This window comes from Synechococcus sp. OH30, assembly GCF_047462175.1.
Taxonomy (GTDB): domain Bacteria; phylum Cyanobacteriota; class Cyanobacteriia; order Thermostichales; family Thermostichaceae; genus Thermostichus.
Genome location: NZ_JANSIP010000007.1, coordinates 16,297 through 38,652, shown reverse-complemented (window position 1 = coordinate 38,652; position 22,356 = coordinate 16,297). Strand labels below are relative to the sequence as shown.

The following is a 22,356-nucleotide window of genomic DNA, read 5'->3' as shown; positions in this document are numbered from 1 at the left end:
GGCCGGAAAATTTCTATAATTTGGCAAGGCTAGGGGCCGCGGCTTATCTGGTTCTTCTGTTCCTGACTCCGGAGACTTCTCATGCGCTATTACATGGCTATTGACTCCAATCCCTTGGCAAGTTTGCCGCTGGCGCTGTTTGGAGTAGGGAGTGAGTCGGCCTATGTTGACCTGCTCCAGGACAAGCTGATGGTGCGGGTGGGCAACTTGTTCAACGAAACCTTTTCCTTGAGCGAGTTAGGACAAGGGGAGCGCTTCTCCTGGCCCTGGTTCTACGGCCTGGGTGTGCGCACCGACTTCCAGGGGCTGGTGGCCGCGGTAACCAGCACCCAGGGGGTAATTGCCATTCCACTGCTCCAGGAAAAGACCCTCTTCATCCCCTTGCTGGGGCCCCTGGGGCTGCAAGTACCCTGCAAAAAGCTGGTTTTCAGCCTCAAGGATCCGGATACCTTTTTGGCCAACTTCAACCAGGGGCGCCCCAACGGCGGGCCTAAGAATGTGGTTATCGAGTAGCTGGCTATTTGGACGAGGCCAGCCCCCTGGTAACAGGACTGCGCTTGCGGCCCTGGCAGTTGATGGCGCGGCTGGCCGCAGGGGGAGCGCCGGGGGACTGGTACAACCTCTTGTGAAGAGCCCGTCCTGCCTAGGTGAGCAGCGCTGCTCCCCCCTGTCTGCTTCTAGTTGGTTTCCCAACCCCGGCGGTGGAGTCCCCCCAGGCGTAACTTTCCGCCAAGCTGGCGGTAGTTTGAAGGTACCCTGTCACCAAAGTTGGCTCTGCGGGGTAGCACCCCCTCCTCAACTCTAAACTAGGGGCAGCCTGGGGCTCCCCCTACCAGGGTTGACACGGCCATCCCGCCAACGGTCGGCCGGTAGCCCTTCTCTAGTCTTGCTCCTCTTCTAGCAGCTCTTCCAGCACCTCGATCCAACGCTCTAGTTCCTCCAACCCTTGCAACACCTCCTCCGGTCTGCTCAAGTCCACCTGGAGCAACTGGGCTGATTCTCCCCAAGTTAAGGATCCGGGCGGGCTAGCTAGCCAATTGAGGTAGCAGGGCAAGAAGGTGCGCGGAGACAGATGATACTGGCGATAGCAGGCCAGGGCAACCAGGCTGGCCAGGCTGGCCTGATGGCTGCTAAAAGGGCGGAGAAACAGCTCCGGCATTCCCACCCAGCGGAACTGGTCTTCCGGCAGCAGCTCCACCGCATCGCCACATAGCTCTTGGCACAGCTTCAGCCACTCTTCGCTGACCCAGTAGGTAGGGCTGGCCTCAGAGGGCGCCAGCAGCGGGGTGTCGCCCCCTGGGATCCCCGAGCGGTAGAGAAGCAGCTCCAGCCGCGCAATCAAGCTCTGGTAAAACACAGCCTGCAGCTGGGCCTCCAGGTGGTAAATCAACAGGGCTTGGGCCAACTGGAGGCTCCTGGAGAGAAAGGTCTCCGGCCCGCTGACGCCATTGCGGAAACGGAGAGGCACCCCCCCTGGTGTGCCTCGCGCCGTCTCAAGCAGGTAGCCTAGCAGCATCTGCTGTAAAAACGCGGTATGCACCCCCACCTCCCAGGAGGGCCGAGTAGCTCCCTGCAACTCCTCTAGCTCCAGCCAAAGTCGGGGCTCCTCAGGCCGGAGCCGCCGGCTGAGGGCTGCAAGGGCTCGCAGTAGGGAGGCAAGGGATTCACCCCCTGGAAGGGGCGTCTCTAGGGGCCAAGGGAAGGAGTCGGTCTCCCCACGGCTTGCTTCCAGTTGGGAGGTAATTTCCGGCAGCCAGGGCTTGGCTTGGGCAGCGCACTCGGGGCAGAACTCCTGCAAAGCAGACCAGACCAGGAAGGTGGCCTCCGCGGCAGTGAGGGGAGGAGCCGCATCTCCCCAAGGGGCATAGAGGTCGCAGGTACGGATGGAACGGCCCAGAGCGCGGCTTTTTAGGCGGTAGTAGCGCTGGAACAGGTCAAAGCGATCGTGGATCCCGTCTAGCAGATGCTCCCAAAAGGTCTGGCTGAGGCCGTGGCGAGCCAGGTACAGATCGACGGCAGAATCGTAGCCCCGCCACTGGGCCTCCCAGAGGTGGTCGCGGATGAGGATGCTGAGAATAAATCCCCCCAGTTCCGCATGGGCTTCCAGGTGTTGGCCCAACCGCTGGTAGGCCGCCCAGCGGATCTCGGCGCTGGGATGGGTTTGCAGGCTCTGCAGGTGGGTAAGCGTTTCCGCCGACTGGTGTTGGGGGAGCCCCAGGCTCTGGCCAGGGAGGGAGGCGAGGGTGACTTGCCACAACTGCCGCCAGGCCAAGCGTCCAGCCAGGCGCTGCTGGTGGAGCAGGCGCTCCAGAGGCTCCGCCTGTTGATGGCCCCGCTGCTGGAGGAGGCCCCACAAAAACTGGCGAAAGGGACGCAGCAGCGGCTCGACACAGGCAGCAACCAAAAGATCCAAGCGCTGATCCTTTGACTCAAGTGGCAGCTCGGCTGCAGGTTCGTCGGGGGAAACAGCCGGCAGCGACTGCAGCTCCAGAGGGAAAAACAGCAAGTGGCTCTGCAGGGAGATAGCCCGCTCCAGGTCCCTCCAGTTGGGGACTGCCCCTGTCCAGCCGGAGTCAGCTGGGATCCCTTCCCTGTCCCCGGCGAGGTGGGCCGCCAGAGCTTGCGTCAGCTGCGCCAAGACCTGCAGCGCCTTCCCCAGCTCTGGTGGGCTGAGCTGGGCCACTTGCCCCCGGTAGCGCCGGGCAAACTGCTGCACCTGCTCCTCCAGATCATTCCAGCTTGGGGCACCCTCTTGCCCAGAGCTGGCGAAACGCTCAAAAGGGGGTTCAGCCGTAGGAAAGACCACCAGCACCAGCCTCCTAGAGATGGGGGCATCCCCTCTTTGGCTTGTCAGCTAAGCCAACCCAGCAGCAGCTGAGGATTAGGCCTGCACAAGCCAATGTACTTCCTCCAGGATAGGTGTCGGGAGACAATCATTCGTGGAAAAGCTTTCCAGAGGAGGCGACGCTTTTGTTTGCCCAGGTCACTGCTGCTGCTCTACTGGGACTCAAGGCCGTGCGGGTCACGGTGGAGGTGGACGTTGGCGGTGGCTTGCCGCAGATTACCCTGGTGGGGCTGCCCGACACAGCCGTTCAAGAGGCCAAAGAGCGGGTACGGGCAGCCATCAAGAACTCCGGCTTTGCCCTGCCGCAGCGGCGGATCATCGTCAACTTGGCCCCCGCTGATCTGCGCAAAGAGGGCCCCAGCTTTGATCTGCCCATTGCCATCGGTATTCTGGCAGCCGCAGGGGTAATTGAGCGGGAAGCGCTGGCCAACACCCTGATGCTGGGGGAATTGGCCCTGGATGGCACCCTGCGCCCCGTGGCAGGCGTTTTGCCCATTGCCGCCAGTGCCGCCGAGATGGGGATCCGCCGCCTGGTGGTGCCCCAGGAGAATGCTCCGGAAGGAGCCCTGGTGCAAGGGATCCAGGTGTATGGGTTGCCCTCTTTGGCGGCAGTGGTGGGCTGGCTGCAAAGCCCGCAGGGACTGGAGCCAGTGCGGATCCAGCCGGAGCAGCTGCTAGCAACTGAAACGGAACCCCTACTGGATTTGGCCGACGTGAAGGGGCAGGAACACGCCCGGCGGGCTCTGGAGATTGCGGCAGCCGGCGGGCACAACCTGCTTCTGGTGGGCAGCCCGGGAGCGGGCAAAACCATGCTGGCGCGGCGTCTGCCCGGCATTTTGCCCCGGCTGCAGTGGGAAGAGATGTTGGAAATTACCCGCATCTACTCGGCAGCGGGCCTGCTGCGGCAAAACCTGCACCTGGGACGCCAGACTCCCCTGATTACGCAGCGGCCCTTTCGGGCTCCCCACCACTCGGCCTCGGCGGTGGCGCTGGTGGGTGGTGGCCCCTACCCCAAGCCTGGTGAGATCTCCCTTGCTCACCACGGTGTCCTGTACTTGGACGAACTGACGGAATTCCGCCGCGAGGTCTTGGAGGTGCTGCGCCAGCCTTTGGAAGATGGCAAGGTTACCATCTCCCGCGCCCGCGTTTCTTTAGAGTTTCCCGCCCAAACCACCCTGGTGGCCTCCACCAACCCCTGTCCCTGCGGCTTCTACGGGGATCCCGTCCAGCCCTGCACCTGTACGCCGCAGCAGCGGGAGCGCTACTGGTCCAAGCTCTCCGGCCCGCTGCTGGATCGCATTGATTTGCAGGTGCGGGTCAACCGCCTCAAGCCGGAAGAGATTGTCCGCCTCCAGGGGGGCGAACCCTCCCAAGCGGTGCGGCAGCGGGTGGAACGGGCGCGGCAACGCCAACGGCAGCGCTTCCAGGACGAACCCGGGATCCACTGCAACGCCCAAATGCAACCCCGCCACCTGCGGCAGTGGTGTGTTCTGTCGGATCCCTGCCGTAAGCTCCTAGAGAGTGCCATCCAAAAGCTGGGCCTGTCTGCGCGGGGGAGCGACCGCATCCTCAAGGTGGCCCGCACCATTGCTGACCTGGAGGGCGCCGAGGCCATCGCCCCCACCCACCTTGCCGAGGCGATTCAGTATCGCAGCCTGGATCGCGGGCGGCCCTGAGGCCCAAGCGCTCCGCGTCGGCCCTCACCCCCAGCCCCTCTCTCTGAGGGAGAGGGGAGGGATTGGCTTGCCTTAAGCCAAGGGGAGCGAGGCAGGGGCGGGAGAGATCTGCCCCTGGTGCACGTGAAGGATTTGTGCCCCCTTGAGCCAAGCGGTGTCAAAGGATCCCAGCTGGGTGGTGGTAACCAGAGTTTGCACCCGCTCTTGAATGGCCCCTAAGAGCTGATTTTGGCGGTGCAGATCCAGCTCCGCCAGGACATCATCCAGCAGCAAGAGGGGCGGATCCCCCTTCACCTGCTCAATTAGCTCCAGCTCCGCCAGTTTGAGGGCCAAGACCAAGGTGCGCTGCTGCCCCTGGGAGGCGTAGGTACGGGCGGCAAGGCCATCGATACCCAGTTCCACCTCATCGCGGTGAGGGCCGACCAGGGAAGTACCCAGGGCCTGTTCGGCAGCAGCCTTGGCGCGGATCTCCGCCAAGAATTGGGCCTGAACCGCAGCGGAATCGGCCTGGGGATTCGGCAGGGGCACCTGGGGGCGATAGGTGAGACTGAGGGTCTCCCGCTTGCCGCTGATGGTTTGGTGCCAGCGGGCGGCCAGGGGTTCTAGCCGCTGCAACAGCCGGGCGCGACGGCGCATGATGCGGCTGCCAAGGGTGGCTAGCTGGGCGTCCCAGAAGGCCATCTGGGAAGCTCTGTCGCCAGTGGCCCCGCGCAGCGAGGGGCCAGGATCCTTGGGATCCTGCTTCAAGAGAGCATTGCGCTGCTTAAGGATCTGGCGATACTGCTCCAGCAGGTCGGAGTAAAGGGGCTCTAGCTGGAGCAACACCCCGTCTAGCCAATGGCGTCGCGCCTCTGGCCCCCCCCGTACCAGCTCCAGATCCAGGCTGGAGAAGACCACGGCGTTCACCTGCCCCAAAAAGTCAGAGTGTCGCCGTAGCACTTGGCCGTTAACCCTCAGGGATCGTCCCCCCTGGCTGCGCAGCTCCATCACCAGCTCGTGGGCCACCCCCAGCCGCTCCACGGTGGCGGCAACCCGCCCCTTCTCTTCCCCCTGCTGCACCAGCTCCCGATCCCGACCAGCCCGCCGCGAGCGCAAGGTGGCCAAAAGCTCCACTGCCTCCAAAAGGTTTGTCTTGCCCTGGGCGTTCTCCCCCACCAGGATGGTCTTGGGCGCCTCGAAGGGGATCCCCTGATCCCGGTAGTTGCGAAAGTGCCACAGGTGCAGAAAACGCAGGTACACAGAGGAATAGCTTGTAGCCCCGCACTCAAGTGCGGGGCGGAAAAGCCCGCCAGCAACTTTAGTTGCCCTCCCCTCCCATGGTATAACGGTCAGCAAAGCTTAGCGTTCCCTTCGCGCCAGCGGGCCGGAGTACTACGGCAAAAGACCCGAGCTGTGCATAGCATGGGAGCGTTGCTCAGCAAAGTAAGCAGTTGCTAAGGGACGGGGTGGGGGCGTCTTGACGATGCCTTTACGAGGCTGTTGGGGGACGGCGTCAGAATCCCCAACCTTAGGCGGGGAGGGTCAAGGGGTGCGTTGTGGCTCGGGAGCACGGCCCTTGCCAAGGAGGGCTTTCCCCCTAACGCAGTTGGCCTGGGAACAGGAGCACCTCGCCAGAGCAAGAAAGAGGCCACTCTAGAAACAGGTCAGGTCGGAAATCCCTGTTGGCGTAGGGCTTCGAAGAGGGCGATGGCCACCGCATTGCTGAGGTTAAGGCTGCGCACCGGCCCACTCAAGGGGATGCGCACACTGGGATAGGTTTCCAAGAACACGGGATCCAAGCCCCGGCTTTCGCTGCCAAACACCAGCCAGTCTCCTGGCTGGTAGGCCACTTCGGTATAGAGGGCCTTGCCGCGCACGCTAAAACACCAAAATCTTGCCTCGGGGTGGGCTTGCACCAAGGCCTCCCAAGAGGGGTAGCGATAGAGCTGGACGTACTGCCAGTAGTCGAGCGCCGCCCGCTTGAGATAGCGATCCGAAAGGCGAAACCCCAAGGGCTCCACGAGGTGGAGGGGTGTACGGGTAGCTGCACAGGTGCGGGCGATGTTACCTGTGTTGGCCGGGATCTCCGGAGCTACCAAGACCACGTGGAAAGGCATAAGCCCATCTCACTTGCCACCAAAGCCGCGGCTAGTGCCTCCTTTTTTGCCCCCACCTTTGTCTGGCTTGCGGCTGGACTGCGACCGCCCTCGCCATTGGGGGCCAGCTGCCGGCAGTGGGCCCCGTCCGCCCAGCATGCCTGGGAAGCTGCCCATGCTCATGGAGCGCATCATGTCGCGCATGCGCTGGAAATCGCTCACCAGGCGGCTGACATCCTCCAGCTTGTGGCCAGAGCCCAGGGCCACCCGCCGCTTGCGGCTGACGCTGCGGGCCAAGAGGTCAGGGTTGCGGCGCTCTTCGGGAGTCATGGAATTGATCATGGCCTCGGCCCGCGCCAGTTGCTCTTGGCCTTTCTGCAGTTGCTCGTCGCTAATCCTGCTCATTCCCGGCATCAGCCGCAGCAAGCTGGCCAGGGATCCCATGCGCTTGATGAGGCGCATTTGCTTGAGAAAATCGTTGAAATCAAATTGGGCGGTCATCATCTTTTCCGCCATGGCGGCGGCATCTCCCAGGTCGATTTCCTCCTGGGCTTTTTCCACCAAGCTGAGGATATCCCCCATGCCCAAGATGCGCGAGGCCATGCGATCCGGATAAAAGGGATCCAAGGCCTCCACCTTTTCGCCGACACCGATAAACTTGATGGGTTGGCCGGAAACCTGGCGAATGGACAGGGCTGCCCCGCCGCGGGTATCTCCATCCAGCTTGGTGAGGATGGCGCCGGTGATGCCCAGCCGCTCGTGGAAGGCGCGGGTGAGGTTGGCGGCTTCCTGCCCAATCATGGCGTCCACCACCAGTAGGATCTCGTGGGGCTGCACCGCCGCCTTGATCCGCTCCAGCTCGGCCATCATCTCCAGGTCGATTTGCAGGCGACCGGCGGTATCCAAAATAACGTAGTCGTAGCCCTGTTCCTGCGCAGCTACCACTCCCTGGCGGGCAATCTCGACGGGATCCCTCTTGCCTAGGTCGAAGACCGGGATCTGAATCTGCTGGCCTAGGGTTTTAAGCTGCTCGATGGCGGCTGGCCGGTAGATGTCGCCCGCCACCAGGAGTGGCTTTTTGCCTTGCTTGCGCAAATACAAAGCCAGCTTGGCGCAGGTGGTGGTTTTGCCAGATCCCTGCAAGCCAACCATGAGCACAATGGTGGGGGGTTGCTCTGACTGGGCAAGGGGCACATTGGCCTCCCCCATCACCTTCACCAGCTCGTCGTAGACAATCTTGATGAACTGCTGATCCGGTGTTACCCCCGGGATGACCTCAGCGCCCAGAGCTGTCTGTCGCACATCCTCAATAAACTGCTTCACCACCTGCAAGTTGACATCGGCCTCCAGTAAGGCGCGCCGTACCTCCCGCAGGGCTTCTTGGATGTTGGTTTCGGTGATCCTGTCCTGGCCGCGTAGCTTTCTCCAGGCCAGTTCCAACTTTTCGGCGAGGACCTCAAACATGGGTGCGGTTATCCCGTCAAGGGCTGCTAGGGCATTTCCTACCATAGTCCAGTTAGGGCAGCTGCAGCTTGGGGATCTCTGCTACAGCCGCTCCCCTGGCCCTGGTGACTTTACAAAAGTATGAACTACCCCACCGCCTTACCCAGGTGGGGTTTCCCCACCTGGGCAAGGCTTTTGTCTCTTCCTCTGCCCCAGTGGCTTCAGGGATCCCGTGCACCGAGTCCCTGGTTGCAAAGCGTGGCGCTAGCCATGGTAGAGCTAAGGCATCCAAGACTCACGCGGCGGGTTCCCAGCCCCGGTTGTCACCGTCCCCCTGCCCCTTTCTATCGCAAAACCCCAGGCAGAGCAGACAGGGTAGCGATTCCTCAAGTTCGCCCCCTCCTTGGGGACTGCACCGCACTAAGGACTCCGTCCCGCTGACGCGAACGGACAGCGCTGGGAGACCAGACCGCCCTTCTGCTCCATTTTGGAGGTCAGCATCTGGTTGAGGGTTGCAAACCCCACTGAAAAGATGTCCCCCTGACGTGAGCAGTCCAGCCTTGCGCTTCTTCCCTTTAGCTTTACGGCTCGTGTTCTTGGTTACCCCGCTTGCATTAGCGGGATGGACTCCTCTGAGCAAGGCAAGCGTTGTACAGGTAGCAGTGCAAACGGCGAGCAGACAACAAGGCCCGCTCTTGGGTTTTGTTAGGGTACAGCCGAAAGGTCTGCCGCCTGGTTACCCGTCCAGAACTAAGTCGAGCCTGGAGTATTTCTAACCTTGGTTCGAGTGTTGAGACAACGGTTCAGCAAAGCTATTGAGGAAGGGCCAAGCTCTGGCACGATTCCAACTTGTGGCGGTGCACCTCTAGATACCTCCAGAACTAACCAGGGGGTGCTCTCCATCCCCACCCGGGTGGGGAACTCCGCACGTCTAGTGAAGTTAAGTAACAATAGAAGGCGTTGCTTGCCGATTTCCCATGGTCAGTGTCGCCTCCCCTTCCTATAGCCTTGCCGACTGGCGGTTGGGCTACCGCTCTCTGCGCCAGGAGTACGCCTACTGGGTAACAGAGATCGAGGGGCAGATCCCTCCAAGACTTCAGGGAACCCTGTTTCGCAACGGACCAGGCAAGCTGGAAGCAGGATCCCAGCGCTACGGCCATCCCTTCGATGGCGACGGCATGGTCTGTGCCATCACCTTGGTGGATGGGCGGGTGCATTTCCGCAACCGGTTTGTGCGCACGCCGGAGTTTGAGGCAGAGGAGAAAGCTGGTCGAGTTCTCTACCGCGGCGTGTTTGGTACCCAGAAGCCAGGGGGCTGGTGGGCCAATTTTCTCGACTTGCGCTTCAAAAATCCTGCCAATACTAACGTCATTTACCACGGCGGCAAGCTGCTCGCCCTTTGGGAAGCCAGAGCCCCCTACCGCTTGAACCCGGCCAGCTTGGCTACCGAGGGGATTGAAACCTTTAGCGGTGCCCTTGCTCCCCATCAGCCGTTTACAGCCCATCCCCGCCGCAATCCAGAAACAGGAGATCTCCTAGCCTTTGGGGTGCAGACGGGCCCCTCTTCTACGCTGCTGTTTTACCGCATTGATGCCCAAGGGCGGCTGGTGGAAAAGTGGGACTACTGCTTGCCAGGTTTTGCCTTTTTGCACGACTTTGTCTGGACCCCCCGCCACTGGATCTTTTTCCAAAATCCTGTGACCTTCAACCCCTTGCCCTACATGCTGGGTCTGCAGCCAGCTGGCACCTGTCTGACCCTTAAGAAAGAAAAACCCACCCTTATCTGGCTATTTCCCCCCCAGGGAGAACCGCTGCAACTGGAAACGGAGCCGGGGTTTGTCTTTCACTTTGTCAACGGCTACGAGGTGGGGGAGAAGGTTCTGGTCGATGCCGTCCTCTACGAGACCTACCCTGCCCTGGCGCCAGGAGCTGACTACCTACAGATTGACTTTGCCCAGGTGCCGGCGGGCAAGCTGTGGCGGTTTGAGCTGGATCCCAAAGAGGGCAAAGTCAAGCGGGAGCTGCTTCTGGATCGCTCGGTGGAGTTTCCCGCTATCCATCCGGCTCGTATTGGCCAACCCCACCGCTACATCTACGTTGGGGCTACCCATGCTCCCGGCCCCAATGCACCCCTGCAGGCCATTCTCAAGCTGGATACGGCAACAGGTTGCAGCGAGCAATACAGCTTTGCCCCCCGCGGCTTTGTTGGAGAGCCGGTGTTCATCCCCGATCCGGAAAACTCTGCGGAAGAAGCCGGCTGGATTGCAACTGTGGTCTTTGATGCAGCCAGCCAGCGCTCGCAGGTGGTAATCCTAGAAGCTGCTCATCTGGCAGCCGGCCCAGTGGCGCGGATCCCCTTACGGCACCACCTTCCCTATGGCCTTCACGGCAGTTTTACCCCTTGCCTTTGGGCAGATCCAGACAGGGGATAGAGCAACCTGTCCGCGCCAACAGGCAAGAGGCTATGATGTACTTGCCAGACCGGAAAGCAGGATTCTCCACTGGCGGGAGGCCGTCAAATGTTGGCTTTGAAACCTCCCCCTCATAACCCAGTCCGGGTGCCGAGCCAAAGGACTCCTTGGGAGCAGAGCTAGCGGTTGGCGTTGGCAAGCTGTTGGTCTCAAAGGGTGGGGTAGCCCCTGCCTTTTCCAAGTCGGGTGTTGCTGCCACTTCGGGAGGAAAAACAACGGTGATAAGAAAGCGTCCTTGCCTAGAGCCCATCCCTCCCCCAGGGGAAGTGATGCAGTATCGGGCCATTGGCCTCATTGAGGGTCGGTACATTCCCTCGCCCGAGCGCTTGACGCGGGGGGTTTTGCGCACCTTAGATGGTCTGGACATCAATGCTGTCCTCCTAGGGCGGATGATAAGCCTGGTGCGCAAGCACCTAAAGCCGGAGCGCAACTATCTGTGGGTGGTCTATCCCCGCACCCGCGACAAAGGCCAAAATCTCCATGTCCAGTTGATGGGAGTCTGGGCCCCAGAGGAAATGGGGCAAACCCTACCCGAGGGATCCTGCCCAACAGTGGTGCCGGACTGGTTTTCCATTCGGGGCGAAGTTGTCTTTCAATCCCAAGAGAGGGGCTTTATCATCGTTAAAATTCGCCGCTCCTCTTCCGTTCCTCCTTTGCCATTTGCCAGCTCCAGTCAACAGCCAGTCGCCAGTCAAGGGGCGCAGCAGAAGGAAGGCTCTGCCGCACTGGCATCACCCCAAGCTTTTAAGTTACGCCTCCTCGGATCCCTGCCAGGCAAAGGAGTAGGTATCTTCTGGGATCTGCAGGTGCGCCGCCGCGGCTCTCAGCTCTACATAGAGTCGGCAACTCCCATCGGTCCTGTGCCCAAAGAGCGGCCACAGCTACAGCCAAAACGTTCAACTTCTCCTTCTAAACTCAAGAAGAAACCTCCCAGTGCCTCAGGGCGTGGGCAACAGCTATTCCCCAATCGACCTAGCCTGCCGCCGGATCCTGCTAGGGCAGCCAAGCCCTCTAAGCCAACTAAGAAGAAGCGTCCATAGCCTTCCTGCCATGACAGAGTCGAACCCTCCTCCCAGCAAAGATGAATTTATCTCCCCTCGCTACCCCTACTGGGGCGAGGTCAAGCCCCAGAACCTGGTTTTTGATGCCAATTTACAGGAATTCAGCAATAAGGTGTCCCTAATTTGTAGCTTGGAGACGGGAGGCAAGATTACCCCAGAAGAAGCCTACCGCCAAATTAAAGAGCTGTGGAAAAAACTCAAAGAAACCAAAAAAGCTATCCTGGACAATCCCCTGTGGAAGGAGCCTCCCCCCGAGGTGCCACAGGAAGAGTGAGCTAGAACCTTTTGCTCTAGCGCCCCCTAGAGGACAGATCCCGTCAAAATCGGGTCTCAAACTCGATGGCAATGGCGTTGTTGCCCTCGAGGTCAGTGCTGGCGCGGGTGAGGGTTTGCTCGTTGAGGCGATAGCGGGCGCTGTAGCGAGTGGGCTGAAAGGGATCCGTCAGGTTGCGCTGCAGCGAGAGGGAAGTGGCGGGCCCCAGATCGCGGGCCACCTCCAGCGCCAGCCCCACTGCGGAGCGGTTGGGGGCGCGGGTATCGAGCTGGGGAATGGGTCTAATGCGCACCTCGTCCAGACCTAGCGTGTCCCGCAGCGTATCTAACACATCGTTGAGCAAGGTGGTTCCCGCCAGGCTGGCCACTCCCACTTCGGGGTTGAGGCGGGCCAAGGCGGTTCCCCCTAGCAGAGCGACGATCTCTTCGGGGGAGCGGCTGGGGCTGCTGGAAAGGGCCAGAACTCCCTTGCGGGGATCCGCTTCGGCCAGTTGGCTGGCCCGGCCGTTGACAGTGGCAAAGATCTCAATGCTCTGCTGGGATCCCGGCAGGTTGCGGGTGTTGTCGAAGGAGGACAGATCTTGGGGAAAGCGGTACACCTCGAAGACTTGGGTCACTAGGTGCAGGTTTAAGAAAGGATCGAAGGGGTTGTCCAGGTCAAAGGTGGCGGTGTTGGGGCGGGAGCGATCCAGGCGAAAAGTGGCAACGGGCAAGCTGACGCGGCCTCGCTCCAGGGCAATGGTGCCCGCCGGACGTAGATCTTGGGGAGTGCCGAACAGGCGCAAGCTGCCGCTGGCGTTGAATTCAAATAGGTTGGGGCGCTGCACGCGGATCCCAGGCCCCAAGACCAGCTCTAGACCGTTGAGCCGCGGCTGCCAGAAGGGATCCGCCTGAGGCGAGTTTGCAGGAGTTGCCGCCGCTTCCTCTTTTCCAGGACGGGGGCTGACATCTACAACCCCTTGGGAAACCTCTAGGCGCCCCTCGAGCAAAGGCCGCAGCAGCAGGCCGCCCACCGTCACCTCTCCCTCCAAGCGGCCGCTGTAGAGGTTGGGCAGGGTGAGCTGGATCCCTTGCAGTTGCAGCGTCAAGGGTGGCGCGGTCTCGTCCCTCTGCAGGGCGCCGCGGGAGTTGACCGGCAAAAAGCCGTTGGCCAACAGGGATCCGCCGCCCAACTGTCCCCGCAGCTCCCGCACCTCCAATTGGTGGAGGTTAAAGACAATTTGGCCGGTCAGGTCGGTGATGGGCTCCGGCAGGGTGGCCAGTTTGAGGATCCCGGAGCTAAGGCTGAGGTTCCCCTGCAGGCTGGGCTCTTGCAAGGTGCCGCGGATGGTTAGCTCCAGTTGGCTTTGGCCGCCTTCCCAGCGCACCTGGTCGGTGAGGAGGTTGATTAGGCGCAGGCCGCCATTCTCAGCTTGCAGGCTGAGGTCGATCTGATCCGCGGCGGCCTGCACCTCCGCAAAGGGCAGGGTGTAGGGCACCAGGCCGGAAAGGCGGACCGGCTCGTCACCGTTGGCCAGCAGGGCGCCCTCCAGGCGCAGTTGTCCCTGGTGGTAGTCGAATTGCCCCCTCACCTCCCGCAGCGGCACCTGGTTGATCTGGGCGTTCACCACCGTCAGGGAGCCGCGGGCATGGGGATCCCGCAGGTTGCCTGCCAGCTCCACCTCCAGGTTGAGATCCCCTTGGAGTTCCAGCCCAGCGGGCAAGAAGCGATCCAGCAAGGCCAGAGGAAATCCTTGAATTTGCAGGGATCCCGACTGTTTCTCCCAGCCCACCTTGCCGGTGAAAAGGGCTTGGCGTTCCCCACTGCGCAACAGCAGCGGCTGCAGCACTACCGCCCCCTCGACCAGGCTGCCGGTGGCGGTGAGGCTTTCGACAGCAAACTCCTCTGCTTGCCAATTCCGGCCCTCCAGGTGAAAGCTGACGCTGGGCCGGTTGAGGCTGCCAGCCAAGCTGACGCTGGCCTGGAATTCTCCCCGCCAGCTAGTGGGCGGCGGAAGGCGGGGATCCATGCGGCTGGCCAGGGTCTCCAGGTGGGCGGCCAGGATCTGGGCGTAGTATTCTAGCTGCTCCCAGAGGGGATGGTTGGGCAGACCAACCGGATCCGTCCGCAGCACCGCGGCAGGGCCCAAAGGTGGCAGCCGAAAACCGCGGCTGGTGATATCGCTCCACTTCCGCCACTTGAAAGTAGAGATGATATCTTCCAGGCGGCCCCGGCGGGTGCTGATCTGCAGGTCGATCTGGGGAACGGGAACCGCCGAGGTGGGATCCAGAGAGGTCGTCGGCAGCTCCAGGGTGCCGCTGGCGGTGTAGAGGCTCTCAAAGAGCTCCAGTTGGGCTTGGGCAAGGGTCAGACGAGCGGGGCGGGAGTTGTCTCCAGGGTGGTAAGCGAAATCCACTGCGAGGCCCTGCACCTCGAGGTCGCCCAGCCGCAGCCCCTGGACCGCAGCTTGACCTTGAGCAGCGCCACTGGCTAGGTCAAGCGCCACCTCGCCGTCCAGCCTCCCCTGTAAGCTGGCCCAGGGCCCGGCAGCCAACCCTCCCAGCCAAGCCAGTGGTAAGCGGTTTGCCACCACCTGGAGCCTATCTTGCTGTCGTTGGCCGCGCAGTTCCGCCTCGCCCCGCCGCAGCTCGAACTGCAAGGGCCGAAACTGGGGATCCAACTGCAGCGCTAGCCGCTCCCGCGCCCCCGCTAGCTCCACCGCCGTCCCCTGCCTAGACCAGCTAAAGGGCCCGGCCAAGTCGGCAAAGGCCACCTCCCCCACCTGCAAGCCGCGCAACTGGGCCTCGCCAGTCACCTGCAACTCCTCCAGCGATCCGCGGAGCTGCCCGGAGCCCTGCAGCACCCCCGCCACCCTCGGCGGCAGGCCGAGTACTTCTGCCAGGGGGATCCCGTCGGCGGCAAAGCTCAGATCCAGGGATCCCACCTGCAGCGTCTGCGGGTCTACGGGGATCCGTCCCTCTACCCTGGCCAAGCGGGTGGTGCCGGCCAGGACTTCTGCTGCTTGGATTGCCAAGCCCCCGCCATCCCAGGCCACCTGGCCTCTGATGGAATCGGCTAGCCCCAGGCCCTTTTCCTCCCCAAGCTGCGACAGCGCCAGGGATCCCTGGGCCCGCAACGCCGCCAGGAAACCCACCTCCGCCGCCGCCGCTGTGTTCACCTGCGCCGTCAGCTCCCCGGAGAGGAATCCCGGCCACTGGGGGTTAAAAAAGGCCAGCGGCAGATCCTGGGGAGCCAGCTGCGCCTGGAGTTGCCCTGCCGCCCACCGCCCCGCCACCTGGGCCTGCCCCCCGCCCAGCTCCAACACCGCCTGTGGCACCTCCACCGCCCAGCCCCCCCCCTCGGGCAAGATCTGAAGCTGTCCTCTGCCGGCAATCTCTCCCCCTTGGGTTTCCCAGGTGGCCTCCACCTGGGGCTGGGATCCCGTTAGCGCCACCTGTACCTGAGCGCTTACTGGTCCCGCCCAGGGCCGCTTGCCCCGCCGCGGCAGGTTGACGCCGTAGAGGGTCAGCACCTGCTCGGGGTTAGCCTCCGTCACCTGCAACTGGAAGTGGCCCACCAAGCCGGCAGCCCATTGCAGTTGTCCAGATCCCTGGACGCGTCCACCTACGGCCTTCAGGTCGATGTTCTCAAAAGCCAAGGTCTGGCCGGCCCAGCGGAAGCCAAAAGCATATTCCGGCACCACCAGGCGATCCACCTGCCCCGGCGAGATCCCTTGCAACTGCCCTTGGAGCTGCGGCCCCTCGAGCGGGCCAGTAACCGCCAGGGATCCCGCCACCACCCCTGCCGCCGCCACCGGCAGCTCAAAGTTGAAAGTCTCCTGGATTTGCTGCAGGCTGGCTGGGGCCATGACAGCTTGCAGAGTGAATCCCTCGCTGTTGGCGAAGGCAATGGAGCCGTTGAGATCCCTGAAAGAGAGCTGGCCAAAACGACCGCTCACCCCCTGCAGCTCCAGCTCCTCTAGGGTAAAGCGAACGGAGCCTCTGACTGCTTCAAAAGGATGCGGCAGCCTCTCCAACCCCAGCCGTGCCTGCTGGATGTGGGCTTGGCCCCTCAATTCCAGAGGGCGTTCTCCTCCCCAGAGGACTTGGAGATCTAGAGCAGCTTCCCCCTCCACCTCAGTCAAGGGCGCCGCCGGCAGCACGCTGGGCAGCAGCTCCAAGGGGAGGCGGGCAGCAGCAAGGGTTACCGAGCCAGCAGCCTGGGCAAAATCCACCACCCCCCTAAGCTGCAGGGGGTACCCTCCTTGCAGTCGTGCCGAGAGCTGGAAGCTGGCCTGTCCTCCGCCCCCCTCCCCCGGCGGGGCACTCAGCCGCACCTGCAGCTGGCCCTGCAGATGGTCAAACTGCCGCCGCTCCCCCACTAAAGGGATGGCCGTCAGGGATCCCTCCTGCAAACGGACGTACAGCTCCTGGACAGGCAGGGATCCCTCTCCTTCTGGGAGTTGAAACTGCACATCTGCCCAGCCGCGATCCAGCGTTTCCATCCACAGCAACTGGGGCTGGTTCAGGGTAATGTTGAGCGCCCACTGGCCTGTTTGTAGCCAGGTCCAAAAGTCGGGGCTGAGGTCAATAGAGCCAATGCTGGCCAAATGTTCGATGCGGCTTTCTCCCAGCCGTAGCCCCCAGGGAGCAACAAGCCTCACCTCTCCCAATTCCACCCGCCGGCGCATCGCCTGCGAGAGGGTTTCTTCTACCTGCGGCAGCACGTGATCTTGAAGGTAGGCCCCGATGCCCCAGGCAGCCCCGAAAGCAGCAGCCGTCAAGCTCAAGCCTAAGCCCCCCCCTATCCTTATCCAGCAGGAGAGGGGAAATGGTCGCTGCGGCACTTTACCCTCTTTGTTGTGCTGATCTTTGCCCAACACCTACCCTCAGGGATCCGGAGCACCCCTTTTGAGAAGCCCTGCTTGGCCTATAGGCTGGCCTCCTCGGGGACAGCCAAAACTGCCCCCATCCTACCCAAGGACTCCTGGCTTGCCATGAGGGGCCAGAGAGAAGAACTCCCTACTCCTAGACGCAGTCCCCTGCTCAAATACGCCCTCGCTGAGGGAACAGGGATGCTAAGGGCGGCGGGCTCAGCTTCTAACCTAGGCCTTCATTTGCAGATCTTCGTCCAGCTGTCTACAATGAAGCCCACCAGTACTTTGTCTCCACCCCCAGCTTGTGGGGAGGATCCCTCCGGCCCTAGGGGTAGCCTGCCCCGCGCTGTGGGTTGAGGAAGTAGGAAAAAGCACCAACAGCGGACAGAGTAAGGCTGCGAGAGCGGCTGCGTTGGTGGTGTGGGGTGCTTACAGCTTTGTCCACTGGTGTATAGTTTGGAGCAGTCGGGAGATAAAAGGAGAAAAGCCATTCCGGAACCTCTGTCTCTGACAGTTAGTTTGCGTGGCAGCTACGAAGCCTTGGAAAACTGCCAGGTCTTTCGCCTGACAGGCCTCCTTGATGCTTTTTCTGAGCCAGTGTTCGTGAAAGTGGTTACCAAGCACCTAGAAGAGGGATCCCCCAACCTTGTCCTCGATTTGACAGGGATCGACTTCATTGACAGCTCTGGCGTCGGCGCCCTGGTACAACTGGCCAAACTGGTACAGGGCCGTGGGGGCATCTTCCAGGTGGTCAGTAACCCTCGCATTACCCAAACGGTAAAGCTGGTGCGGCTGGAGAAGTTCCTGGCTCTGCGCAACTCCCTCCAGGAAGCTTTGGGTTATCTAGCTGCAGAGAGCAAAAGGCACGCCGAGCAGAGCTCCCCAGCGCCTGAGGGGGGCTCCGAGGCTGCCAGCTCTAGCTTGGAGAAGCCGGAGGGCGAAGCCTCCTAGACATACGCTGGCATGGGTTTGGGAACTTTTTGGGGTGTCAGTGCCGGAGCAGGGGATCCTGAGTGGCTTACCCTGAAGGCAGTGCGGATTCTCCAGGCCGCCAAGTGGGTGGCCTGCCCCCAAAATGCTGACGGCCAGCCGGGCTTGGCCTACCAAATCGTCCGTCCTTGGCTGCGGCCGGAGCAAACTCTGCTGCCGCTGCATCTACCCTTTGTCCTCCAACCTGAGCTCCTCCAAGGGGCCTGGGAAGCAGCTGCCGAGCAACTGGCCCCCCCCCTAGAACGAGGAGAAGATGTGGTCTTTGTTTGCGAAGGGGATGTGGGTCTTTACAGCACCTTCGCCTACCTGGCCCAGGCCCTGCGGCAGCGGCTCCCCGACGTGCTCATCCAGGCCATACCGGGAGTATCCTCCCCTCTGGCTGCTGCGGCGGCCCTGGGATCTCCCTTGGCCCTTGGCCCTGAGAAATTGGCCATCTTGCCAGCTCTTTTTGCCCTAGCAGAGCTGGAGGAGGCCTGTGCTTGGGCTGATGTGGTTGTCCTCATGAAGGTGGCTTCTGTCTACCCCCAAGTTTGGCAGTGGCTGGCCGAAAGAGGCTGGTTGCAGCAGGCCAGCCTGGTGGTCTGGGCTGGTTGGCCCCAGCAAGCCCTTTTTCCCACCCTCGACGGATTGGCCGACTACCGCCCCCCCTACTTTTCTCTGCTAATCCTGTGGCCTCGGAACTGCAGTTCCCTTCGACTGGCCTGCCTGCCAAAAAGTTCCCAAAAAGTGGGCTCCTCTCTGGGAGAGAAATGGGATTTAGGTGGCGCCCGTGAAGAAAAATAGCAAGCCAATTGAAGAAATAATCTAGTCTGTTAAAGACAGTTGCTATCCACTGTAGGAGTACCCAGCCTGAGCTAGATTAAAAGTGTAGTGATTCAGGAAAGGAGGTAGTATCCCAAATCTAGGAGCGGGGCAAGCCACCAGCTTGCAGCTTGCTCAGCTTCAAAACCCCAAGCCAGACAACTTCTCGAGTCGATTTCAAGTAAGCTCCCGCCAAGTTGTGCTGGCAGGTACATTAAGCAAGTGGTGGTCTTGCCCAGACGAGCACCTGGCCTCTACGACAGGTTTTCCCCCTAAGCAAGGGACATGGGAGCTACATCGAATAGCTGCCGGGCTTGCCGAAGGAAGGCACTGTAGCGCAGGAGGTCGCTTACCTCTTCTAGGAAGGTGAGAAAGACAGTGGGCGCTGTTGCTTCTGGAAGTGCCGGTCTGCTATTTCGAGTCTCCAGCGAGGATCAGCGAGGATCGAAGAAGAGGTGGAAAACCGGTGCCTCGGTGAGGTCCAGGTGCTCCCCCTGCAGGCTCTGGCAAGGCAGGATTTTGCTTAAGAAGAAAGCTGTGGCCGATAATGGTTTACTTTCGCTTGCAGGAGGTTTTTATGTTTGCCTTTCTGGCAAAAATTGCTAGAGCAGTTATCCGGGTGTTCACGCCTGCCAAGTCCGATTTGGTGGAAGTCGGCTACCAGCCCATCACAGATGATATCTACCGCGGCAAAGGCTCAGCTCGCTATGCTAGCGATCTGTAGGGCGGAGGGCGCAGGTGGTGAAGATAGGCTTTGGTTGATGGGGGCGGTGGCGGTTCTCAAGTAGGGGCCGCCATCTCTTTTTGGCATTTGGCAGGTTGCCGGCAACTTGTCTGCGAAAATGGTAGCGATGCTTGCTAGGGATCCTTGAGCCCTTCCTCCCTACTGCCCTCCTTGGTGGTTTATCCTGCCACCGCGGCTGATTTGGATCCTGTGGCGGAGGTTCTTGCCCGGGTCTTTTATCCACCCCTAGGCTTGCAGCGCTGGCTGCACCCAATTCACAAACTCATCATTCGCGAGGATTTACGCCTCAAGCTGGCAGGCCGGGATCCCTACTACCGTTGCCTAGCAGCAGCAGTAGGGGCAGAAGTGGTGGGGACTGCCGAGATCTCGCTGCGGGCCATGGCCCACGGGAAGTATCCCTACCTTGCCAACTTAGCGGTGCTGCCGGAGTGGCGACGGCGGGGAATTGCGCGGCAGCTTTTGCTCAGCGCCGAGGTGGTGGTGCAGGAGTGGGGCTATCGCCAGTTGCATTTGCACGTGGTGGAAGACAATCTGCCCGCCCGGCAGCTCTACGCCCAACTGCGCTACACTCCCGTCCAGCGCACCTCTCAACTTTGGCGGTGGCTGGGGATCCCACCCCAGCTTTTGCTCTGCAAGTGGTTGCCATGAAGTTATGTAAACTAGAGCCAGAGAGCTGGAGAGGAGTTGCAGTGGTGCTCAAAAGAGGGGGCAGGATCTGGGGCTGGTTGGGTCTTGCAGGATTGTTGGCGACTCTGCTGGTGAGCTTGGCAGGAGCTCAGCCTGCTCTGGCGCAGTGGGGCACCACCCCCCTGCCAGAGATTGGGGCGCCGGCGCCGGAGTTTGCGCTGCTGGATCAGTCAGGGCAGCTGCGGCGGTTGGCGGATTTTCGCGGCAAGTGGGTGGTGCTCTACTTCTACCCTCGCGACTTCACTTCTGGGTGTACCATTGAGGCCCGCCGCTTTCAGCAGGATCTGCCTAAGTTTCGGGCTCTAGGGGCGGAGATTGTGGGGGTGAGCGCCGACTCAGTTGACTCCCACCGCCGTTTCTGCTCAGCGGAGGGGCTGCAATTTCTTTTACTGTCGGATCCCGAGGGCAAGGCCAGCCGCGCCTACGGCTCGTGGATGGGGGACATGGCCCTGCGCAACACCTTCCTCATTGATCCTGACGGGATCCTGCGGGCTATTTACCCAATTGTCAACCCCTACCGGCACAGTGCCGAGGTCTTGGCCCAGTTGCAAGAGCTTACCCAGGCCGGCTAGTCCTGCGGGCCAAAGGTCTGCTCAAACTCTTGCAGCAGCTCGTCGATTTCCTCTAGGGCTTGATTGACATCGACACGCAAGCTACCTAGATCTGGCCTTTCCAAAAGCTTGACTAGGGCTGGTCGGCGCTCGCGGATACGCTTAATGCGCTCTTTTAGGGCGGCAACTTCGGCTGGATCCATGGCTGTAGGGATGGCTTCCACTCCTCCAGCTTATCGCTTTCCCACCCAGATCGTGGCCCACCGGGGGGATCACACCCATGCTGAGGAGAATACCCTGGCTGCTTTTACAGCGGCCATTGAAAGTGGGGCCGACGGGATCGAGCTGGATGTGCGCCGCAGCCGCGACGGGATCCTTCTGGTTTTCCACGACGCTGAGCTGGAGGGGCAGCCGTTGGCGGCGCTCACCTGGGCCGAGATCCGCGCCCGCAAGCCCACGATTCCCACCTTAGAGGAGGTGCTGCTTCAGGTTGGAGGCAAAATTGCCCTCGACCTCGAGCTGAAGGAGGCCGGCTACGAAGAACAACTCCTTGCCTTGATTAGCAAGCAACTTTCCCCGGCGGCCTGCGTGCTCACCTCCTTTTTGCCCCAGGTGGTAAGGCGGCTGAAAGAGCTTTTGCGCCGCGGCGACTTAGATCCTGCCTTCCAGGTTGGCCTTTTGGTGGAGGCGCAGCCAGCGGGATCCCCCTTGGCCTATTGCCGGGAGGTGGGAGCGGATTTTCTTGCCCCCCACTACTGTTGGCTGGACTTGCCGTTTTTGGCAGCAGCAGCCCAAGCCCGGATACCGCTCTACGTCTGGACGGTGAACGACCCGGAGATCATGGCCTTTTGCCTGCGTCCGCCCGTGGGGGAGGTGCGGGGACTGATTACCGATCTCCCCTCCCTGGCGCTGCACATTCGCGCTCAGCTCTGGGCTGTCTCCTGAAGATCTAGACTGAAGATCTAGACCATGGGCACAAACTGCACGGGGAAAGCCTCCTTTTGCACCACTCCTTCGGGGGTTTTGTGGAGGATCAGCAAGGATTGGGATCCCTGGCTTTCGCCTACCGGCACCACCAGGGTACCGCCCACCGCCAGTTGCTCCAGAAGCGCTGTCGGCACAGCGGGGGGTGCGGCTGTAACCACAATAGCGTCGTAGGGAGCGTGTTCCGGCCAACCTTGATAGCCATCTCCCTGGCGCACCTCCACGTTGCGGTAGCCTAAGGCAGCAAGGGTTTGCTGGGCGCGAGCAGCCAAGGGGGCCAGCCGCTCCAGGCTATACACCTGTCGGGCCAGCTCGGCCAAAATGGCCGTCTGATAGCCAGACCCGCTGCCGATTTCCAACACCACGGACTGAGGGGTGAGGCAGGCCGCCTCGGTCATGAAGGCAACGATATAGGGCTGAGAAATGGTCTGGCCGTAGCCGATGGGCAGTGGGCAATCCCTGTAGGCGCGATCCCGCAGCCCAGGGGGAACAAAAAGGTGACGCGGCACTTTGCGCATTGCTTCCAGCACCCGCGGATCCCGGATCCCTCGCTGCAAGATCTGCTCCTTCACCATCTGTTCCCGTTGGGCAGCAAAAGGACAAGGCTCCGCCTCACCGTTGGAAGAAGAAGAGGGACTAGGAGCACACGGGATCCCAGCCCAGCGGTCGGAAGTCTTCTTAAAGAGGGATGGGAACAACCTTACCATTGGCGCCCAACCTCCAAAGCTAACAACTTGCCGGGATTTTCCCACCTTGGGATCCCTTAACTCGATCCTGGCCCATTTTCCCCAAGACTTCCAGCTTTAAACCTGCTGCCACAAATCTCTCCTGGAAACCGAGAAGGCTAGGCCTATAGCCCGGATCGAGTGGCCCAATTTGTGTGTCCTCCGTCGGGGCA

Annotated in this window: 18 protein-coding genes; 11 read left to right on the top strand and 7 right to left on the bottom strand. The window is 61.5% G+C overall.

What is annotated here, in order from left to right:
* Nucleotides 1-81: 81 nt before the first annotated feature.
* Complete coding sequence (locus tag NW830_RS08910; protein WP_414362008.1) at nt 82-513, top strand: hypothetical protein; 432 nt, start codon at nt 82-84, stop codon at nt 511-513.
* Nucleotides 514-880: 367 nt separating this feature from the next.
* Here NW830_RS08910 and NW830_RS08905 read toward each other — a convergent pair whose 3' ends face one another.
* Entirely contained in the window at nt 881-2,812 is a 1,932-nt protein-coding gene (locus tag NW830_RS08905) for a peptidase M3 (protein WP_414404675.1), read from the bottom strand.
* Nucleotides 2,813-2,970: 158 nt separating this feature from the next.
* On the opposite strand from NW830_RS08905, the gene NW830_RS08900 reads away from it, so the two are divergent.
* A complete protein-coding gene (locus tag NW830_RS08900; RefSeq protein WP_414362074.1) occupies nt 2,971-4,521 on the top strand; it encodes a YifB family Mg chelatase-like AAA ATPase in 1,551 nt (516 codons plus the stop codon).
* Between the two features lie 72 nt (nt 4,522-4,593).
* On the opposite strand, the gene recF is transcribed toward NW830_RS08900, so the two are convergent.
* The 3 genes from recF to ffh form a co-directional block, all read right to left on the bottom strand.
* Nucleotides 4,594-5,760: a DNA replication/repair protein RecF gene (gene recF / locus NW830_RS08895; protein WP_414362011.1), complete on the bottom strand. Its 1,167-nt coding sequence runs from the start codon at nt 5,758-5,760 to the stop codon at nt 4,594-4,596.
* 404 nt (nt 5,761-6,164) lie between these two features.
* Entirely contained in the window at nt 6,165-6,617 is a 453-nt protein-coding gene (locus NW830_RS08890) for a tRNA (cytidine(34)-2'-O)-methyltransferase (protein WP_414362013.1), read from the bottom strand.
* Between the two features lie 9 nt (nt 6,618-6,626).
* Complete coding sequence (gene ffh / locus NW830_RS08885) at nt 6,627-8,060, bottom strand: signal recognition particle protein (RefSeq protein ID WP_414362015.1); 1,434 nt, start codon at nt 8,058-8,060, stop codon at nt 6,627-6,629.
* 956 nt (nt 8,061-9,016) lie between these two features.
* Here ffh and NW830_RS08880 point away from each other — a divergent pair.
* The 3 genes from NW830_RS08880 to NW830_RS08870 all read left to right on the top strand — a co-directional run bounded on the left by NW830_RS08880 (nt 9,017) and on the right by NW830_RS08870 (nt 11,845).
* Nucleotides 9,017-10,471, top strand: a complete 1,455-nt coding sequence (locus NW830_RS08880) for a carotenoid oxygenase family protein (RefSeq protein WP_414362017.1) — start codon at nt 9,017-9,019, stop codon at nt 10,469-10,471.
* A 257-nt stretch (nt 10,472-10,728) separates the two neighbouring features.
* Nucleotides 10,729-11,550 carry a hypothetical protein gene (locus tag NW830_RS08875; protein ID WP_414362019.1) on the top strand — a complete coding sequence of 274 codons (822 nt, stop codon included), beginning with the start codon at nt 10,729-10,731 and terminating at the stop codon, nt 11,548-11,550.
* A gap of 10 nt (nt 11,551-11,560) precedes the next feature.
* Complete coding sequence (locus NW830_RS08870; protein WP_414362021.1) at nt 11,561-11,845, top strand: hypothetical protein; 285 nt, start codon at nt 11,561-11,563, stop codon at nt 11,843-11,845.
* Between the two features lie 43 nt (nt 11,846-11,888).
* On the opposite strand, the gene NW830_RS08865 is transcribed toward NW830_RS08870, so the two are convergent.
* Nucleotides 11,889-16,607: a translocation/assembly module TamB domain-containing protein gene (locus NW830_RS08865; protein ID WP_414404674.1), complete on the bottom strand. Its 4,719-nt coding sequence runs from the start codon at nt 16,605-16,607 to the stop codon at nt 11,889-11,891.
* Nucleotides 16,608-17,219: 612 nt separating this feature from the next.
* Between NW830_RS08865 and NW830_RS08860 the strand changes: the two genes are divergently transcribed.
* The 5 genes from NW830_RS08860 (at nt 17,220) to NW830_RS08840 (ending at nt 20,495) form a co-directional block, all read left to right on the top strand.
* On the top strand, nt 17,220-17,651 hold the full coding sequence (locus NW830_RS08860; RefSeq protein WP_414404673.1) for an STAS domain-containing protein: 432 nt from the start codon (nt 17,220-17,222) through the stop codon (nt 17,649-17,651).
* 12 nt (nt 17,652-17,663) lie between these two features.
* On the top strand, nt 17,664-18,473 hold the full coding sequence (locus tag NW830_RS08855) for a precorrin-2 C(20)-methyltransferase (protein ID WP_414404672.1): 810 nt from the start codon (nt 17,664-17,666) through the stop codon (nt 18,471-18,473).
* 595 nt (nt 18,474-19,068) lie between these two features.
* A complete protein-coding gene (locus NW830_RS08850) occupies nt 19,069-19,215 on the top strand; it encodes a hypothetical protein (RefSeq protein WP_414403301.1) in 147 nt (48 codons plus the stop codon).
* 144 nt (nt 19,216-19,359) lie between these two features.
* Nucleotides 19,360-19,884, top strand: coding sequence for a GNAT family N-acetyltransferase (locus tag NW830_RS08845; RefSeq protein ID WP_414404671.1), 525 nt, complete (start codon nt 19,360-19,362; stop codon nt 19,882-19,884).
* Between the two features lie 95 nt (nt 19,885-19,979).
* Nucleotides 19,980-20,495 (top strand): peroxiredoxin, encoded by a 516-nt coding sequence (locus tag NW830_RS08840; RefSeq protein ID WP_414362032.1) that lies wholly within the window; start codon nt 19,980-19,982, stop codon nt 20,493-20,495.
* Here NW830_RS08840 and NW830_RS08835 read toward each other — a convergent pair.
* Complete coding sequence (locus tag NW830_RS08835; RefSeq protein ID WP_414362034.1) at nt 20,492-20,677, bottom strand: hypothetical protein; 186 nt, start codon at nt 20,675-20,677, stop codon at nt 20,492-20,494. The two genes, NW830_RS08840 and NW830_RS08835, sit on opposite strands and share 4 nt — an antisense overlap.
* A 10-nt stretch (nt 20,678-20,687) precedes the next feature.
* On the opposite strand from NW830_RS08835, the gene NW830_RS08830 reads away from it, so the two are divergent.
* On the top strand, nt 20,688-21,419 hold the full coding sequence (locus tag NW830_RS08830; RefSeq protein ID WP_414404670.1) for a glycerophosphodiester phosphodiesterase: 732 nt from the start codon (nt 20,688-20,690) through the stop codon (nt 21,417-21,419).
* 17 nt (nt 21,420-21,436) lie between these two features.
* On the opposite strand, the gene NW830_RS08825 is transcribed toward NW830_RS08830, so the two are convergent.
* Nucleotides 21,437-22,033 (bottom strand): protein-L-isoaspartate(D-aspartate) O-methyltransferase, encoded by a 597-nt coding sequence (locus tag NW830_RS08825; RefSeq protein WP_414404679.1) that lies wholly within the window; start codon nt 22,031-22,033, stop codon nt 21,437-21,439.
* Nucleotides 22,034-22,356: the final 323 nt, after the last annotated feature.

Bases quoted from the DNA above. Each gene is read 5' to 3' on its own strand.
- NW830_RS08910 (WP_414362008.1), top strand. From the start codon at position 82: ATGCGCTATTACATGGCTATTGACTCCAATCCCTTGGCAAGTTTGCCG.
- NW830_RS08890 (WP_414362013.1), bottom strand. From the start codon at position 6,617: ATGCCTTTCCACGTGGTCTTGGTAGCTCCGGAGATCCCGGCCAACACA.
- ffh (WP_414362015.1), bottom strand. From the start codon at position 8,060: ATGTTTGAGGTCCTCGCCGAAAAGTTGGAACTGGCCTGGAGAAAGCTA.
- NW830_RS08880 (WP_414362017.1), top strand. From the start codon at position 9,017: ATGGTCAGTGTCGCCTCCCCTTCCTATAGCCTTGCCGACTGGCGGTTG.
- NW830_RS08870 (WP_414362021.1), top strand. From the start codon at position 11,561: ATGACAGAGTCGAACCCTCCTCCCAGCAAAGATGAATTTATCTCCCCT.
- NW830_RS08855 (WP_414404672.1), top strand. From the start codon at position 17,664: ATGGGTTTGGGAACTTTTTGGGGTGTCAGTGCCGGAGCAGGGGATCCT.
- NW830_RS08850 (WP_414403301.1), top strand. From the start codon at position 19,069: ATGTTTGCCTTTCTGGCAAAAATTGCTAGAGCAGTTATCCGGGTGTTC.
- NW830_RS08835 (WP_414362034.1), bottom strand. From the start codon at position 20,677: ATGGATCCAGCCGAAGTTGCCGCCCTAAAAGAGCGCATTAAGCGTATC.
- NW830_RS08830 (WP_414404670.1), top strand. From the start codon at position 20,688: ATGGCTTCCACTCCTCCAGCTTATCGCTTTCCCACCCAGATCGTGGCC.
- NW830_RS08825 (WP_414404679.1), bottom strand. From the start codon at position 22,033: ATGGTGAAGGAGCAGATCTTGCAGCGAGGGATCCGGGATCCGCGGGTG.